This is a genomic window from Streptomyces populi (assembly GCF_002911015.1).
Taxonomy (GTDB): Bacteria; Actinomycetota; Actinomycetes; order Streptomycetales; family Streptomycetaceae; genus Streptomyces; species Streptomyces populi.
This window is the reverse complement of the sequence record NZ_KZ626848.1, coordinates 18,977-34,839: the sequence shown is the minus strand read 5'-3', so window position 1 is coordinate 34,839 and position 15,863 is coordinate 18,977. Positions and strand designations below refer to the sequence as shown.

Here is a 15,863-nt window from a genome sequence, read left to right as displayed (position 1 = left end):
CCCGTCCCCCCACCGACCGGCGCAGCGACGATGGACTCCCAGACCTCACAGCCGTCCCAGGCCTCCCCGTCACCCCATACGTTCCAGGTCGACCTGCGCGGTCTGGTCGACCTCCTCTCCCATCACCTCTACTCCAGTCCCAAGGTCTACCTGCGCGAGCTGCTGCAGAACGCCGTCGACGCGATCACCGCGCGGCGCGCGGAGCAGCCGGACGCCCCGGCCACGGTGCGGCTGTACGCCGAAGGCGGGACCCTGCGGGTGGAGGACTCCGGGATCGGGCTCACCGAGTCCGACGTGCACAGTCTGCTGGCGACCATCGGCCGCAGCTCCAAGCGGAACGACGGCCTGGAGTCGGCCCGTTCGGACTTCCTCGGCCAGTTCGGCATCGGGCTGCTGGCGTGTTTCGTCGTCGCCGAGCGGATCCGGGTGGTCAGCCGCAGCGCCCGGACGCCCGACGCGGCACCGGTCGAGTGGACCGCGGCCGACGACGGCTCGTACACGGTGCGCACCCTGCCGCAGGAGGCGCGCGCCGAGCCGGGCACGACCGTGCACCTGGTGGCGCGGGCCGGGGCCGGCGAGTGGCTGGACCGGGATCGGGTCCTGTCGCTGGCGCGCGACTTCGGGGCCCTGCTGCCGTACGACGTGCGGGTCGGCGACGAGGCGGTCGCGGACCTCCCCGCGCCCTGGGACCGGCCCTACCCGAGCCCCTCCGGCCGGCGGGTCGCCCTGGCCCGGCACTGCCGGGAGCTGTTCGGGTTCACCCCGCTGGACTCGATCGGCCTGGACGTGCCGCTCGCCGGTGTCCGGGGCGTGGCCTACGTCCTGCCCACGGCGGTCTCTCCCGCCCAGCGCGCGAGCCACCGGGTGCACCTGAAGGGCATGCTGCTCACCGAGCGGGCCGAACAGCTGCTGCCCGACTGGGCGTTCTTCGTGCGCTGCGTCCTCGACACGGACAGCCTGCGGCCCACCGCGTCCCGCGAGTCGCTGTACGAGGACGAGACCCTCGCCGCCGTGCGGGAGGCGCTGGGCGAGCGCATCCGGTCCTGGCTGACCGGACTCGCGGCGAACGACCCGGAGCGGCTGGCCGCCTTCCTGTCCGTGCACCACCTGGGCGTGAAGTCGCTGGCGCGGCACGACACGGAGATGCTGCGCACGATGCTGCCGTGGCTGCCCTTCGAGACGACCGACGGACGGCTGTCCCTGGAGGAGTTCGCGCAGCGGCACCCGGTGGTGCACTTCACGCGGACCGTGGAGGAGTACCGGCAGGTCGCGCCGATCGCCTCCGCGCAGGGGGTCGGGGTCGTCAACGGCGGCTACACGTACGACAGCGAGCTGATCGAGGCCCTGCCGGCCGTACGGCCGGGCACGGCCGTCTCGGAGCTGGACGCGGACACCGTGACGGCCCACCTGGACACGGTCGACCCGGCCGAGGAGCTGGCGCTGTCGGGCTTCCTCGCGGCCGCGCGGGCCCGGCTCGACCCGCTCGACTGCGACGTGGTGCTGCGCGCCTTCCACCCCCTGTCGACGCCCGCCCTGCACCTGGACGACCGGGCGGCCCGCCACGAGCAGGCCCGCGCGGAGGCCGAGGAGCAGGCCGACGACCTGTGGGCGGGCATCCTCGGCTCGCTGCGCGGCAGCGCCCCGCGCGCGCGTCTGGTCCTCAACCACCTCAACCCGCTGATCCGCAGGATCGGTTCGCTCGGTGACCCGGACCTGATCGGCACCGCCACGGAGTCGCTGTACGGGCAGGCGCTGCTGATGGCCCAGCGCCCGCTGCGGCCCGCGGACTCGGCGCTCCTCAACCGCGCCTTCATCGGCCTGCTGGAGTGGGCCACCCACACCGATCCCGGAAAGGACGACCGCCGATGAGCCCGGCCATGGACTTCGACACGCTGCGGCGGGCGATGGCGGACAACTACGAGCAGCCCGAGGGACCCGGCCGCAACGCGCGCGCGGAGCAACTGCTCGTGGAGGCCGAGAAGCTGGACGTCCCGCTCGCCGTCGTCGAGGCGCTCGGACACCAGTTGAAGGTCTACAACTACAGCTCCGAGAAGGACAAGATGTTCGTCCCCTTCGCGCGTCTGCTGCGCATGTGGGACGAACACCCCGAGCACTTCGACGAGTTCGAGATCCACTCCCTGCACTGGGTCTTCAAGTGGATGTCGGCGGGCATGCTCGACCAGCCGCACGTCCCGCTCGCCTCCATAGAGAAGTGGCTCGGCGAGATGGAACGGCGCTACCGTCTCGCCGGTCACTCCGAACGAGCCGTGCGCAGCGCCGAGTTCAGCGTCGCCGCCCATCTGGGCGACCTGGAGCGCGCCGAACGGGCGTACACCGCCTGGATGGCGGCGGACCGTGACTCCATGGCCGACTGCCACGCGTGCGAGCTGCACGGGCAGGGGTGGTGGCGGACGGTGCGCGGCGCGGACGAGGAGGCGCTGGAGCTGTGGGCGCCGGTGCTCGGGGGCGAGTACACCTGCGCCCACGAGCCGCACACCGCCCTCGCCTCCTCCCTGCTGCCGCTGCTGCGGCTGGGACGTCCGGAGGAGGCGCGCGCCCACCATCTGCGGGGCTTCCGGCTGGTGCGGTCCATGGAGAGCATGCGGGGCGCGTTCGCGGACCACGTGGAGTTCTGCGCCCTGACCGGCAACGAGGCGCGCGCCCTGGAACTGCTCGCGGAGCGCCCGGCCTACTTCACGGACTCCGGGGACCCGCGCAGCAAGCTGGACTTCCTGTCGGTCGTGGCGCTCACGATGGACCGGCTGACCGCCCTCGGGCTCGGCGGACAGCCGGTTCCGGGGCCCACGGGGCGGGAGTGGACGGCGGCGGAACTGGCCGTCCACGCGCGCGAGGAGGCGCTGGCCCTGGCGGCCCGGTTCGACGAGCGCAACGGCACGCCGTACATCGGCGAGCGGGCCCGCGCGCGCATGGACCAGCCGGTGCTCGTCGACCGGCTGCCGCTGGGCGTGCGCTCCACGGGTCCGGCGCGCGCCGGTTCCCCCCGGCCGGTGCCGGTGTCCGCGTCGGCTGTCGTGGCGGAGGCCGCCGAACCGGGCCTGGACGCGCTGCTCGCCGAGGCCCGGCGGCTCTCGGCGCTGCGGGACCCGGACGCGGTCGAGGCGTGGGCGGCGGTCTCGCGCGCCGCCGAGGGCCGGGAGCTGGCGGTCCGCGACCGCGCGGAGATCGCCGATCACGAGGCGATGGGCCGCGGGCCGCGGGGCGCCGCTCTCTTCCTCCGGGCCGCCGAGCTGTACGCCGAGGCGGGCGACCCCGGTGAGGCGCTGGCGGCCCGTTCCCGCGCCGCGTACGTCCAGGCGCTGTCGGGCGGGTCCGCGCAGGCCCTGGAGGCCGTCGCGGAGCTGCGCGAACAGGTGCTCGCCCTGTTCACCGAGGGCGGGACGGGGGCCTCGCAGACGGCGTCCGTGCTGATCGGCCGGGCGCGGACGCTGATGCACCGGGTGGACGAGCTGGAGAGCGCCGCGGTGGACGGGCGGCCGCTCGCCGGCGGCGACACCGGCTCCGGCTCCGGCTCCGGCTCCGGCTCCGGCTCCGGCTCCGGCTCCGAGGGCGATGTCATGGCCGCCGCGGAGGAGGCCGCGCGGGAACTGCTGGCCCTGGCGGAGCCGCGTGCCGGGGACGACGTGGCGCTCGCGTCGCGGGCCGCCGAGGCGTACGCGATGCTCGGGGAGCTCGCCGCCCGCGCCGACGACGCCGAGGGGGCCGCCGGATTCCTCCGGCGCGCCGTCGACGGGTTCGTGGCGGCGGGGCTGCCGTGGTTCGCCGTCGAGTACGACTCCCGGCTCGCCGGGATCGCGACGCACCTCGGCGACATGGAGGCCGCGGAGCGGGCGACGCGCGACGCGCTGGAGCACGGAGGGTCCCATCTGGAGCCGGCCGGCCATGCCCAGCTGCATCTCCGGCTCGCCGAGACGCTCGCCGCCACCGGGCGGTTCGGCCCCGCCTCGGAGCACGCCCTGGAGGCCGCGCACTGGGCCGACGAGGCGGGCGAGGCCGCCACGTTCGGTGCCTGGGCGCGCCACCACCTCGGCGGGTTCCTGCTCCGCCAGGGGCGGTGGGCGGAGGCTGCGGAGATCCTGGAGTCGGCTCTGCCCGACCTGACCGCCGAGATGCACGGCGAGGGCTCGATCGTGCAGACGCGCTGGTGGCTCGGCGACTGTCTCACCGAGCTCGGCGAACACCGCGGGGCCGCCGAGCACTGGCTGCGCGCCGCCGACGTCGCCCGGCACTGGCCCGAGCAGCACGACCACGCGATGCTCGCGAACCTCGCGGCCGAGGCGCTGCTGCACGCCGGGATGACCGCCGAGGCGGATCAGGCGTACGCCCGCGCGTGCGACCTGTGGCGCGAGCTGGGCGACGCCCACGGGCTGGTCCGGGCGCTCCGGGCCCGCGCGTGGGGCGCGGCCCGGCGGGACGGAGGGCTCGGCGAGGCGCGCGAGCTGATGGCGGAGGCGGTCCGGGAGTGCGAGTCGGCGGTGGGGCGCCGGGCGGAGGCACCCGGTGCCGGTGCCGGTCCTGAGAACGAGGACGCGGACGCGGACGCCGGGCGTCGTGTCGTCGCCGAACTCGGGCACACCCACCGCCAGTTCGGTGATCTGGTGGCCCGTTCCGTGCCCGACGACGTGGAAGAGGCCGACGCGCGGGACGCGTGCGAGGAGGCCCTCGGGCACATGACGCGGGCGGTCTCCGTGTTCGCCTCCCTCGGTGACGCCCTGCTCGGCGCCCGAACGGGTTGCGAGCTGGCGGCGGGCCGGCTGGAGGCCGACCTGGGCCGGTACGAGGCCGCCTCGGCACGCGCGCGCACGGTCCTCGCCCTGTGCGACCGGCTGGACGGGGAGACCGCCGGGGCCCTGCGGGCCGAGGCCGAGAAGATGCTCGCGCTCCTGGAGGGAGCCGGCCGGGCCTGACCGGGACCGAGGCGCGGAACCGTCCGCGCCTCGGTACGAGGCCACCACACCCGCCTCACCGGAACCCCTGCCCCGCCCCGGCCCACCACGCACCGACGGCAGACCCCCGCCACGAGCACCGGATCCGCGTCGCGCGGCTCAAGTCGCCGCGTCCGGGCGTCGGTTCCCCGCTCCTGCCCGCAGGTCTCCGGGCGCGGGCTTCACGGTGTCGTCGGGATCCCCGTCGCCGCTCGTCTCACGAGGGGGCGGAGCCGGGATCCGGGGCGTCTTCGGTGCGGATCGACTCGGCCGCACGGCGCAGTTCGTCGAGCACCGTCCGTACGGCCCTGCGGGCCGCGCGTTCGGGACGGTGGAGCACGTCGATGCGGCGCACGGCGTGGACCCCGGCCAGGGGCCTGAGGACCAGCGCGGGATGCGGGCGCGTGGTCCAGCGGGGCATCAGGGCGACCCCGCCGCCCGCGGCGACGAGCTCGGCGACCACGGTGAACTCGTTGACGCGGTGGACGATGTCCGGCCGCCGGTTCGCGGCGGTCGCGACGGCGTCGACGGTGGCCATCAGCGGGAAGCCGTCGTGCACGGTGATCCAGGGCAGCACCGCGACGTCGGCCGGGGTCAGGCTCTCCCGCCGGGCCAGCGGGTGGCCGGCCGGCAGGGCGACGTCGAGGGGCTCGCTGAGCAGCGTGGTGGCGGTGACCGTGCGCGGCCAGGGCGGTGTGTGCGCGAGGTGGTGGGCGACGACGAGGTCGTAGTCACGGGTCAGCCGGGGAAAGTGGTCCTGCGCCACGTCCTCGTCGGCGAGCGAGAGCCGCGGGGCCGTGCGGGCCCGGCCGCGCAGCAGGACCGGGAAGAACGTGGCGGCCGCGCTGTGGAAGGCGGCCACCGACACGTCCCCGGCCGGCTCGTCGACGAAGTCGTCCACGCAGTGCCGTGCCCGGGCGAGGGCGCTCTCCACCTCGATCGCCGCACCGGCCAGCACCCGCCCGGCGTCCGTCAGCACCAGCCGCCGTCCGTCGCGTTCGGTGAGCGGGACCGGGATCGAGCGCTGTAGCAACCGCAGTTGCTGCGAGATCGCCGAGGGGGTCATCAGCAGCGCCTCCGCCACGGCGGTGACGCTGCCCAGCTCACCGAGTTCACGCAGGATCCGCAGCTGCCGCTCGTTCACCCACTCATTGTAGTGATGCTTAAAAGACACTGAAGAACTTCGCTCTGGGCTTCAGGGTCGGGGTGCGGGAGCGTGTGGGGCGTGTCCCGAGTCCGCAGCACCGACGCGGTGCTTCTCCTTGTCGCCGCCGTCTGGGGTTCCAGTTATCTGGCCGCCAAGACCGCCACTTCGGCGCTCCCCGTCCTGCTCGTCCTGTTCGTGCGGTACGGCATCTCGGCCGCCGCCTGCGCCGCGCTCGTCGCCGCCCGGCGCCGGACGAGGCGCTGCACGCGCGACGAGCTGCGCGTCGGGGCGGTGCTGGGGGTCACCCAGGCGGCGGTCCTGGCCCTGGAGACGTACGGCGTCGCGCACACCAGCGCGGCCAACGCGGGCCTGCTGATCAGCCTCACCATCGTGCTCACCCCGCTGCTGGACCGCCGGTCCGGGACGGCGGGGCTGCCGCCGCGCTACTTCGCCGCCACCGGCCTGTGTCTGCTCGCCGTCGCTCTCCTGGTGTCCGGCAGCGGCTTCCACCAGCCTCGTAGCGGTGACCTGCTGATCCTCGCCGCCGCGCTGGTCCGCGCGGCCCATGTGGCGCTCGTGGGGCGGCTCACCGCCCGTCGCCGGGTACGGCCGCTGCACGTCACGACCGTCCAGACGGTCGTCGGCACCGTCTTGTTCGCGGTGCCCGCCGCCGGCTCCCTGTCCGCTCTCGGCGGCGTCGACGCGGCGGGCTGGGCCCAGCTCCTCCACCTCGCCCTGCTCTGCAGCGTGTTCGCGTTCCTGGCGCAGACCTGGGCGGTGCAGCGCAGTTCCGCGAGCCGGGCCAGTCTGCTGCTGGGCACCGAGCCGGTGTGGGCCGTCGCGGTCGGCATCGGTCTCGGCGGCGAACACCTCACGGTCCTCACCGCCCTCGGCGCCGTGCTGATGGTCGCCGGGACCTACTGGGGACAGGCCGTCGAACGCGCCCACCGGACGGCCGGCACCGAGGAGACCCGTCGTCCCGCGGTTCCGGCGAACGCCTGACCGCCGGAACACACGCGTCCCCGGCCGCTACTCGACCCCGATCAGCAGCAGCGCGCCCTGGCGCCCGCCCCGGTACACCACGGTGTCCACCGCGAGGTACGACTCCCGTACGCGTGCCTCCAGATGGGCGGCGATGGACTCGGGGGCCTCGTCGCCGAGGACGAGGGTGACCATCTCCCCGCCCGCCGCGAGCATGCGGTCGAGGACCGTCTCCGCCGTGGCGGTGACATCGGTGCCGATGACGGCGACATCACCGTCGACGAGGCCGAGCACGTCTCCGGCCTGGCAGATGCCGGCCATGGTCCAGGACTGCCGCTCGGCGACGGTGACCTCGGCGTAGCGGGTGGCTCCCGCCGCCGAGGTCATGGCGACGACGTCCTCGTCGAAGCGGCGCTCCGGTTCGTGCACGGCCAGCGCGGCGATGCCCTGCACCGCGGAGCGGGTCGGGATCAGGGCGACCCGGACCCCCTCGGCACGGGCCTGTTCGGCGGCCGCCGCCGCGGTGTGCCGCAGGTCGGCGTCGTTGGGCAGCAGCACCACCTCGCGCGCGTGGGCCCGTCGTACGGCCTCCACGAGCTCCCCGCTGGCGGGCGGTTCGTCCGGCCGCGCGAGCACGGTCGTCGCCCCGGCCTCGGTGTAGAGCCCGGCCAGGCCCTCGCCCGGCACGACGGCCACGACGGCCCGCTGCGCCCGCTCCCGGGGCGCGCGCGCCGCCCCGGCTCCGGTGTGCGCGTCGCCGAGCCCGAAGTGGGTGATCCGGATGCGGTACGGGCGCCCGGCCTCGACGCCCGCCTCGACGGCCGCGCCCGCGTCGTCCACATGCACGTGGACGTTCCACAGGCCGTCGCCGCCGACCACGACGAGGGAGTCGCCGAGGGCGTCGAGCCGGTTCCGCAGACGGTCCACGGCCGCGTCCTCCGCCTCCAGGAGGTAGATCACCTCGAAGGCGGGATGGCCGTCCTCCGCGTCCCCGTCCCCGCAGGCGCCCGCCGCGCCGGTCCCGTGGCCGTGCCCCGCGCCGGCTCCGGCGGTCGCGGGAGCGGCGGCGTCCGGGGCGTCGGCGGAAACGGTCACGCCCGTGGGGCCGGGGGTGGCCTCCTCCCCCGGCCCGCGCTGTCCGGGCGGGGCCGCGACCGGTCCCGGCGCCTCCCCCGTGAACGTCTCCACCAGCGCCGCGAGCACCGCCACCAGCCCCCGCCCGCCCGCGTCGACCACACCGGCGTGCTCCAGGGCGGCGAGCTGCCCGGTGGTCGCGGTGAGCGCGACGCCCGCGCCCGCGTAGGCCGCGAGGGCGACCGCGCCGCAGTCGCCCTCGGCACCGGAGGCCGCGTCGGCGGCGGCCGAGGCGACGGTGAGGACCGTGCCCTCGACGGGGTGCGCGACGGCCCCGCGGGCGGAATCGGCGGCGTTCCGCAGGGCGAGGCCCAGACCCCGGCCGTCGGTGTGAGCGGTCTCACCGTCGGCGGCGAGCACTTGGGCCATGCCCCGCAGCAACTGCGCGAGGATGGTCCCGGAGTTGCCCCGGGCCCCGATCAGGGCCCCGTGCGCCATCGCCCGTACGGCGGCGGCGAGCGGGACACCGCTCGCCGCGGCGGCCCCGGAGTCCTCGGCCGTCCCGGGCGCTCCGGCCGTCCCGGTCCCGTCGTCGCTCCCGGACGCCCCGGGTGCCGGAGCGGCCACCGCCTCGTACCCCGCGAACACCGCCTCGACCGCCGCCGTCGCCGACTCCACCGTCAGATACAGGTTCGTCCCGGTGTCGCCGTCGGCGACCGGGTAGACGTTGATCGCGTCGATCTCCTCGCGCGCACGGCCCAGGGCCCGGAGCGCGAGCCCGCACCAGGTGCGCACCGCGAGAGCATCGAATGTCTGCGGCACCTGCGGCACCTGTGCCTCCTCGATCTGCTGGACGTGGGACGCAGCGTAGACCCAGAACGGGTTACTGCCGGTAGAGGGCCCCGGGGCCGAGGAGGGCGGAGTGGCAACCGGCAGATCATGGTAGTTTCGTTCTCCGGACGCAGTCGTTGTATGCTGCTCCAGTTGCCCGATCTGATCGGGCCATCCCCCTGGCACCGCCACTCAGATCCTAGATCTCGATCCTCGGCATGCCGGGATCAACCGTAAGTGCATCTGAAGTCTTTGGAGTGACCCGTGGCTGCCAACTGCGACGTCTGCGGCAAGGGGCCGGGCTTCGGCAACAACATCTCGCACTCGCACCGCCGTACACCGCGTCGCTGGAACCCCAACATCCAGCGCGTCCGTACCGTGGTGGGCGGGACGCCGAAGCGCGTGAACGCTTGCACCTCGTGCATCAAGGCCGGCAAGGTCACGCGCTGACAACCGCCAGCGCGCGGCCACTGCTGGTTCGCTTGCACTGAACCCGTCCACCTCACGGTGGGCGGGTTTTTTGCTGCCCTGCGCCCGCTTTGCTGCCCTCGCGCCCGCGGGGCGCCCCGGGCGTCCGGGGTGGGCACCCCGGACGCCGGAAGCCTCAGGACTCGATGTCCCCGAAGTGGTCCCAGCCGCCCTTGCGCGTCCAGGGCGCGCCGTCCACGGTCACCCGGGGCAGGGCCGACGGGTTGAGGACCTCGCCGATCACCTTCCAGCGCGCGGGCAGCTTCACGTCCGGCGGGAAGGTGGCGACGATCGCGTGGTCCTCGCCGCCGGTGAGCACCCACTGGATGGGGTCGACCCCGACGGCCTGGCCGATGTCGTTCATCTGCGAGGGGACGTCGATGTCCCCGGAGCGGATGTCGATGCGCACCTTGCTCGCCTCGGCGATGTGCCCGAGGTCGGCGATCAGGCCGTCGCTGACGTCCGTCATCGAGGTCGCGCCGAGCCCGGCGGCGGCCGGACCCGCGTGGTACGGCGGTTCGGGCCGGCGATGGGCCTCGACGAAGGCGCGCGGCGAACGGAAACCCCGGGAGAGCACCGCGAAGCCCGCGGCGGACCAGCCCAGCCAGCCCGTCACGGCGACGACGTCACCGGGCTGCGCGCCGGCCCGGGTGACCGGCTCGTGGTTGCGCAGATCACCGAGTGCGGTGATCGAGACGGTGATGGTCTCGCCCCGTACGACGTCCCCGCCGACCACGGCCGCGCCCGCGACCTGGCACTCGTCGCGCAGTCCGTCCATCAGCTCGGAGGGCCAGGTGGCCGGGAGTTCGGCGGGCACGACCAGGCCGAGCAGCAGCGCGGTCGGCACGGCGCCCATCGCGGCGATGTCCGCGAGGTTCTGCGCGGCGGCCTTGCGGCCGACGTCGTACGCCGTGGACCAGTCGCGGCGGAAGTGACGTCCTTCGAGGAGGATGTCGGTGCTCGCCACGACCCTGCGGTCCGGCGCTGCCACCACCGCGGCGTCGTCGCCGGGGCCGACCCGGACCGCCGGGGTGGTGGTGAGGCGCGAGGTGAGCTCTCGGATGAGCCCGAACTCCCCCAACTCGCCCACGGTGCCCTTCATGATCGTCGTGCTCCCTTAGTCGCTGCTCGTGCCCGGTCGCGAGCCGTCTGAGTACTCGGTACGGTCGAGTTGACCGTCAACTTGCGCAGGCCCTCCACCCCGGCGCGCGAGCCCCAGTCCCCGCGGGTCTCCCCGCGGCGAGCGGCAACGCGATACCGTGGCGTTCCTTTTCCCCACATGATCCTCGTGGCCGCCCTGGAGGTTCCGTGGTACAGGCGTACATCCTGATCCAGACGGAGGTCGGCAAAGCGTCGACCGTCGCCGAGACGATCAGCAAGATCCCGGGGGTGATCCAGGCCGAGGACGTGACAGGACCGTACGACGTGATCGTGCGTGCCCAGGCCGACACCGTCGACGCACTCGGCCGCATGGTGGTGGCCAAGGTCCAGCAGGTGGACGGCATCACCCGCACCCTGACCTGTCCGGTCGTGCACCTGTAGCCCCCGTCTACCCTTGGCCGGTGAACTTCTTCCGTCACCGGCACACCGCTTCCCTCGGGCTGCCCGCTCTCGCGGCGCTGATCGCGATCGCGGGCTGCTCCTCAGCAGACGACAGCGCGTCCGTCGCGGTTCCGAGCCCGGACACGAAGGTCACCGAGCTGTGCCAGAACCTGGACAAGGCGCTGCCGCGGACCGTGGACGGCCGTCGCCGTCAGGACCCGGAGCCCCGGTCCGCGCTGACCGCGGGCTGGGGAAGCCCGGCGATCATACTGCGCTGCGGTGTCGAACGGCCGCCGAAGATGACCGACCCGAAGGTGGCCACGGGCGACGACCCGAAGGCGGTCGGCGGCGGGGTGAACGGTGTCGACTGGCTGATGGAGAAGCAGGACGACGGGACGACCCGCCTCACCACCGCGTCGCGTCTGGCGTACGTCCAGGTCGTCGCGCCCCGGGGCGCCGACGTCTCCGGCGTGCTCGTCGACCTGGCCGCCTCCGTCAAGAAGGCGATCCCCGAGGGGATCGCCGACTGACGTGCTGGTCGCGCGCGGTGCTCAGCGCAGTCCGGTGGACCGACGCAGCGCCGCCTGGATGAGCCGGTCGACGAGCTCCGCGTAGCCGACGCCCGTCTCCCGCCACATCCGCGGGTACATGGAGATCGGCGTGAAGCCCGGCATCGTGTTGATCTCGTTGATCACGAACTCGCCGTCCTCGGTGAGGAAGAAGTCCGCGCGGACCAGTCCCTCGCAGGAGGCCGCCTCGAAGGCCTCGACGGCCAGACGGCGGACCTCGGCGGTCTGCTCCTCGGTGAGCGGCGCCGGCACGATCCCGTCGGCCGCGTCGATGTACTTGGCCTCGAAGTCGTAGAACGCGTGCGACTGCACGGGCGGGATCTCCGCGGGGACCGAGGCGCGCGGCCCGTCCTCGAACTCCAGGACGCCGCACTCGATCTCGCGGCCGCGCAGCAGCGCCTCCACGATGATCTTCGGGTCGTGCCGCTGGGCCTCCTCGATCGCCTCGTCGAGGCCCGAGAGGTCGTCGACCTTCGTGATGCCGAACGACGAACCCGCGCGCGCGGGCTTCACGAAGAGCGGCCAGCCGTGCTCACCGGCGAAGTCGACGATCTTCTTGCGGGCGGCGGCCTGGTCCTGCTGCCACTCGCGCGGCCGGATCACCACGTACGGGCCCACCTTCAGGCCGAACGAGGTGAACACCCGCTTCATGTAGTCCTTGTCCTGGCCGACGGCCGAGGCGAGGACGCCCGAGCCGACGTAGGGGACGCCGGAGAGCTCCAGGAGGCCCTGGAGGGTGCCGTCCTCGCCGTAAGGGCCGTGCAGCATCGGGAAGACGACGTCGACCTCGCCGAGCGCCTTGGGGACCGACCCGGGCTCGTTGTAGACGACTTCGCGGTTGGCGGGGTCGACGGGGAGCACCACGCCGCCCTCGCCGGACTCGGCGAGCTGCTCGACGCTGGGCTGCCTGCGGTCGACGATCGCCATGCGTTCCGGCTCGTCCGCGGTGAGCGCCCAGCGGCCGTCCTGGGTGATGCCGATCGGCAGTACGTCGTACTTCGTACGGTCGATGGCGCTCAGGACGGCGCCGGCGGTGACCACGGAGATCCCGTGTTCGGAGCTGCGGCCGCCGAAGACGACGGCCACGCGCGGCTTGCGAGGCGGCTGCTCAGGGCTCTGGAGGAGGTTCTCGGTGCTCATATCGCGTCGAGAGTACCCCGCGGTACGGCGGTGAGTCAGCGCCCCACGGCCGCCGTTGCTCAGCGTCGTGCCCACCGTCGCTGAGCGTCGCCCACCTGGCGGTTCGGCGGGCCTAGCGGCGCTCGGGCTTCGCGCTGCGCCCCATCAGCTCCTTGAGGGCGACCACCGGGGGCTTGCCCTCGTGGACGATGCTGACGACCGTCTCCGTGATCGGCATGTCGACGCCGTGCCGACGGGCCAGATCCAGCACCGACTCGCAGGACTTGACGCCCTCGGCGGTCTGCCGGGTGACCGCGATGGTCTCCTGGAGGGTCATGCCCCGGCCGAGGTTGATGCCGAAGGTGTGGTTGCGGGAGAGCGGCGAGGAGCAGGTCGCGGCGAGGTCGCCGAGACCCGCGAGGCCGGAGAACGTCATCGGGTCCGCGCCCATGACGAGTCCGAGCCGGGTGGTCTCGGCCAGGCCGCGGGTGATCAGCGAGCCCTTGGCGTTGTCGCCCAGACCCATGCCGTCGGCGATGCCGACGGCGAGACCGATCACGTTCTTGACGGCTCCGCCGAGTTCGCAGCCCACCACGTCGGTGTTCGTGTACGGACGGAAGTACGGCGTGTGGCAGGCGGTCTGGATGCGCCGGGCCACCGCCTCGTCGCGGCAGGCGACGACGCCGGCCGCGGGCATCCGCTGGGCGACCTCCTTGGCGAGGTTGGGCCCCGTGACGACGGCGACACGGTCGGCGGAGACCTTGGCGACCTCTTCGATGACCTCGCTCATCCGCTTCACGGTGCCGAGTTCGACGCCCTTCATGAGCGAGACGAGCACGGTGCCGGGGGCCAGCAGCGGCACCCACTCCGCGAGATTGCCGCGCAGGGTCTGGGAGGGGACGGCGAGCACGGTGAAGTCTGCGTCGCGCGCGGCCTCGGCGGGGTCGGCGGTGGCCCGCAGGTTCTCGGGGAGTTCGATCCCCGGGAGGTAGTCCGGGTTCATCCGCGTGGAGTTGACCGCGTCGGCGAGTTCGGGACGGCGCGCCCACAGGGTGACGTCGCACCCGGCGTCGGCGAGCACCATGCCGAAGGCCGTACCCCATGATCCGGTCCCGAAGACGGCCGCCCTGACCGGCTTGCTCACGTGCCCTGCCCCTCTTCCTGCTGTGCCTTCGACTTGGCCGCGGCCTTGCGGCGCTGCGCGATGCGCACCTCGCGCGGGTCGTACACGTTCTCGGGCGCCTTCTCGCCGCGGATCAGCTCCAGCTGCGCGGTGATGGCCGCCATGATGACCTCGGTGACCTCCCGCAGGAGGTCCGGGTTCATCTCCCGGTCGTAGTAGCGCGAGAGGTCCACCGGCGGGCCCGCGAGCACGTGGTGGGTCTTGCGCGGGAGGACGGCGGGCTTCTTGGCGTACGGGGGCAGCAGTTCGTTGGCGCCCCACTGGGCGACCGGGATCACCGGGCACCTGGTCTGCAGGGCGACCCTCGCCGCGCCGGTCTTGCCGGTCATCGGCCAGCCGTCGGGGTCACGGGTGAGCGTGCCCTCGGGGTAGAACGCCACGCACTCACCGCGTTCGACGGCGTCGATCGCGGCCCGGAAGGCGCTCAGGGCGTCCGTGCTCTCGCGGTAGACGGGAATCTGTCCGGTGCCGCGCATCGCGGCTCCGACGAATCCCTTCTTGAAAAGTCCGGCCTTCGCCAGGAAGCGCGGAACACGCCCGGTGTTGTACTGGTAGTGCGCATACGCGAACGGGTCCACATGGGAATTGTGGTTCACCGCGGTGATAAATCCACCCTCGGCCGGAATGTTCTCCATCCCACGCCAGTCCCGCTTGAGCAGAACCACGAGCGGCGGTTTGACGAGAACCGCTGCGAAGCGGTACCAGAAGCCGATTCTGCGGCGGGCCACGCGGACACCTTCCTCTAGAGCCTGGGGGGCCGCACAAGTGTCGCTCCAGGCCGCCTGTCTGTCGAGGACACCGTACGCCCCGACACCCTGGGCGCCAGGGTGGCCAGGTCACAATAAGGCGTGACTGGAGAGGGCGGAGCGTTCGTGCGGTGGACCTTGGTCATACCCCTCAAACCCCTGACGCGGGCCAAGAGCAGGCTGGCGGACACCGCTTCCGACGCGCTGCGCCCCGGCCTCGCCCTCGCGTTCGCGCAGGACACCGTGGCGGCGGCGCTGGCCTGCGCCGCCGTCCGGGGTGTGGCGGTCGTCACGGGCGACGCCCTGGCCGGGAGGGAGCTGGCCGCGCTGGGCGCGCGCATCGTCGCGGACGAGCCGGCGGGGGGCCTCAACGCGGCACTGGCACACGGAGCGGAGGCCGTACGGGCCCGGGATCCCGATGGCGCCGTCGCGGCCCTGAACGCCGACCTGCCCGCTCTGCGGCCTTCGGAATTGGCCCGGGTACTGGCCGCCGCCGGCGAATTCCCCCGCGCTTTTCTGGCCGATGCCGCCGCAATCGGCACCACTCTCCTGGCCGCTTCCCCCGGTCGGGAATTGCTCCCCGCTTTCGGCGGTGATTCCCGGGCCCGCCATCGCGCCTCGGGGGCCGCGGAACTCCGTCTCGACGCGGTGGATTCCGTACGCCGGGACGTGGACACCCGGGAGGATCTGCGGGCGGCGCTGGCGCTCGGCGTGGGGCCGCGCACGGCCGCCGCGGCGGCGCGGCTGCTGATTCCCGGACAGTAGGCGGCGGGCCCGTTCACTCTCGGCGGGCGGTTTTCCCGCCGATTCACCGGTGGCCGCTTCCCCGTCGGCGGGATTCCAGCCGACGGGATTCCGTACGGGTCCGGCGGGGGCCGGACAGACCGTGCGGGCCCGCGCGGGACGGGCCGGGAACGGCGGGAGCCGGGGCCGGGGTCCGCGGGGCCGGGAGATCCCCGCGTCCCGCGCGCGGCGGGATCAGTAGGCTGCCCTCATGCAGGCGACCTCGTACACGTACGACCCCGAGACCCGCAGCGGACAGGTGCTGCTCGACGACGGCACTCCGGTGCCCTTCGACGGTCCGGCGTTCGACGCCGGCGGTCTGCGGCTGCTGCGGCCGGGCCAGCGCGTGCGGATCGAGACCGAGGGCGAGGGGGCGGACCGCCGGATCACCCTGATCACCCTGCAGACGTTCTGACGCAGACATTCTGAACGTGCCGCGGGCCGGGCTCCCGGTGGGAGCCCGGCCCGGCGCGTGAG

Annotated in this window: 14 protein-coding genes; 8 read left to right on the top strand and 6 right to left on the bottom strand. The window is 73.7% G+C overall.

Translation table 11 applies throughout. The annotated features are described in order from the left end of the window. Nucleotides 1-30: 30 nt before the first annotated feature. Entirely contained in the window at nt 31-1,869 is a 1,839-nt protein-coding gene (locus CW362_RS07340) for an HSP90 family protein (RefSeq protein ID WP_103548553.1), read from the top strand. Next, nucleotides 1,866-4,925, top strand: a complete 3,060-nt coding sequence (locus CW362_RS07335; protein WP_206300886.1) for a tetratricopeptide repeat protein — start codon at nt 1,866-1,868, stop codon at nt 4,923-4,925. The genes CW362_RS07340 and CW362_RS07335 overlap by 4 nt, the downstream gene beginning before the upstream one ends. A gap of 235 nt (nt 4,926-5,160) precedes the next feature. Here CW362_RS07335 and CW362_RS07330 read toward each other — a convergent pair whose 3' ends face one another. Next, nucleotides 5,161-6,087, bottom strand: a complete 927-nt coding sequence (locus tag CW362_RS07330) for a LysR family transcriptional regulator (protein WP_103548552.1) — start codon at nt 6,085-6,087, stop codon at nt 5,161-5,163. Nucleotides 6,088-6,168: 81 nt separating this feature from the next. Between CW362_RS07330 and CW362_RS07325 the strand changes: the two genes are divergently transcribed. After that, nucleotides 6,169-7,092 carry a DMT family transporter gene (locus CW362_RS07325; protein WP_103548551.1) on the top strand — a complete coding sequence of 308 codons (924 nt, stop codon included), beginning with the start codon at nt 6,169-6,171 and terminating at the stop codon, nt 7,090-7,092. A gap of 27 nt (nt 7,093-7,119) precedes the next feature. Here CW362_RS07325 and CW362_RS07320 read toward each other — a convergent pair whose 3' ends face one another. Continuing rightward, on the bottom strand, nt 7,120-8,976 hold the full coding sequence (locus CW362_RS07320; protein ID WP_103548550.1) for a DAK2 domain-containing protein: 1,857 nt from the start codon (nt 8,974-8,976) through the stop codon (nt 7,120-7,122). 264 nt (nt 8,977-9,240) lie between these two features. On the opposite strand from CW362_RS07320, the gene rpmB reads away from it, so the two are divergent. Then, nucleotides 9,241-9,426 (top strand): 50S ribosomal protein L28, encoded by a 186-nt coding sequence (gene rpmB / locus CW362_RS07315; protein WP_037625034.1) that lies wholly within the window; start codon nt 9,241-9,243, stop codon nt 9,424-9,426. Between the two features lie 154 nt (nt 9,427-9,580). On the opposite strand, the gene CW362_RS07310 is transcribed toward rpmB, so the two are convergent. Then, on the bottom strand, nt 9,581-10,546 hold the full coding sequence (locus CW362_RS07310) for a thiamine-phosphate kinase (protein WP_103548549.1): 966 nt from the start codon (nt 10,544-10,546) through the stop codon (nt 9,581-9,583). Between the two features lie 206 nt (nt 10,547-10,752). Here CW362_RS07310 and CW362_RS07305 point away from each other — a divergent pair, with 206 nt between their 5' ends. Then, nucleotides 10,753-10,986 carry an Lrp/AsnC family transcriptional regulator gene (locus CW362_RS07305; RefSeq protein ID WP_103548548.1) on the top strand — a complete coding sequence of 78 codons (234 nt, stop codon included), beginning with the start codon at nt 10,753-10,755 and terminating at the stop codon, nt 10,984-10,986. Between the two features lie 20 nt (nt 10,987-11,006). Further along, complete coding sequence (locus tag CW362_RS07300; protein WP_103548547.1) at nt 11,007-11,516, top strand: DUF3515 domain-containing protein; 510 nt, start codon at nt 11,007-11,009, stop codon at nt 11,514-11,516. 21 nt (nt 11,517-11,537) lie between these two features. Here the strand turns inward: CW362_RS07300 and CW362_RS07295 are convergent, their stop codons facing one another. From CW362_RS07295 to CW362_RS07285, 3 genes are all read right to left on the bottom strand, one after another. After that, nucleotides 11,538-12,695, bottom strand: coding sequence for a D-alanine--D-alanine ligase family protein (locus CW362_RS07295; RefSeq protein ID WP_103548546.1), 1,158 nt, complete (start codon nt 12,693-12,695; stop codon nt 11,538-11,540). 112 nt (nt 12,696-12,807) lie between these two features. After that, nucleotides 12,808-13,818, bottom strand: coding sequence for an NAD(P)H-dependent glycerol-3-phosphate dehydrogenase (locus CW362_RS07290; protein ID WP_103548545.1), 1,011 nt, complete (start codon nt 13,816-13,818; stop codon nt 12,808-12,810). Then, a complete protein-coding gene (locus CW362_RS07285) occupies nt 13,815-14,585 on the bottom strand; it encodes a lysophospholipid acyltransferase family protein (RefSeq protein WP_103548544.1) in 771 nt (256 codons plus the stop codon). The genes CW362_RS07290 and CW362_RS07285 overlap by 4 nt, the downstream gene beginning before the upstream one ends. Nucleotides 14,586-14,729: 144 nt before the next feature. On the opposite strand from CW362_RS07285, the gene cofC reads away from it, so the two are divergent. Both cofC and CW362_RS07275 read left to right on the top strand, forming a co-directional pair. Continuing rightward, nucleotides 14,730-15,368 (top strand): 2-phospho-L-lactate guanylyltransferase, encoded by a 639-nt coding sequence (cofC, locus tag CW362_RS07280; protein WP_103548543.1) that lies wholly within the window; start codon nt 14,730-14,732, stop codon nt 15,366-15,368. 229 nt (nt 15,369-15,597) lie between these two features. Further along, nucleotides 15,598-15,801 carry a hypothetical protein gene (locus CW362_RS07275; protein WP_103548542.1) on the top strand — a complete coding sequence of 68 codons (204 nt, stop codon included), beginning with the start codon at nt 15,598-15,600 and terminating at the stop codon, nt 15,799-15,801. The last annotated feature ends 62 nt before the right edge of the window (nt 15,802-15,863 follow it).

Coding starts and splice junctions, on each gene's coding strand:
- CW362_RS07340 (WP_103548553.1), top strand. CDS start 31: ATGGACTCCCAGACCTCACAGCCGTCCCAGGCCTCCCCGTCACCCCAT.
- CW362_RS07335 (WP_206300886.1), top strand. CDS start 1,866: ATGAGCCCGGCCATGGACTTCGACACGCTGCGGCGGGCGATGGCGGAC.
- CW362_RS07310 (WP_103548549.1), bottom strand. CDS start 10,546: ATGAAGGGCACCGTGGGCGAGTTGGGGGAGTTCGGGCTCATCCGAGAG.
- CW362_RS07295 (WP_103548546.1), bottom strand. CDS start 12,695: ATGAGCACCGAGAACCTCCTCCAGAGCCCTGAGCAGCCGCCTCGCAAG.
- CW362_RS07275 (WP_103548542.1), top strand. CDS start 15,598: ATGCAGGCGACCTCGTACACGTACGACCCCGAGACCCGCAGCGGACAG.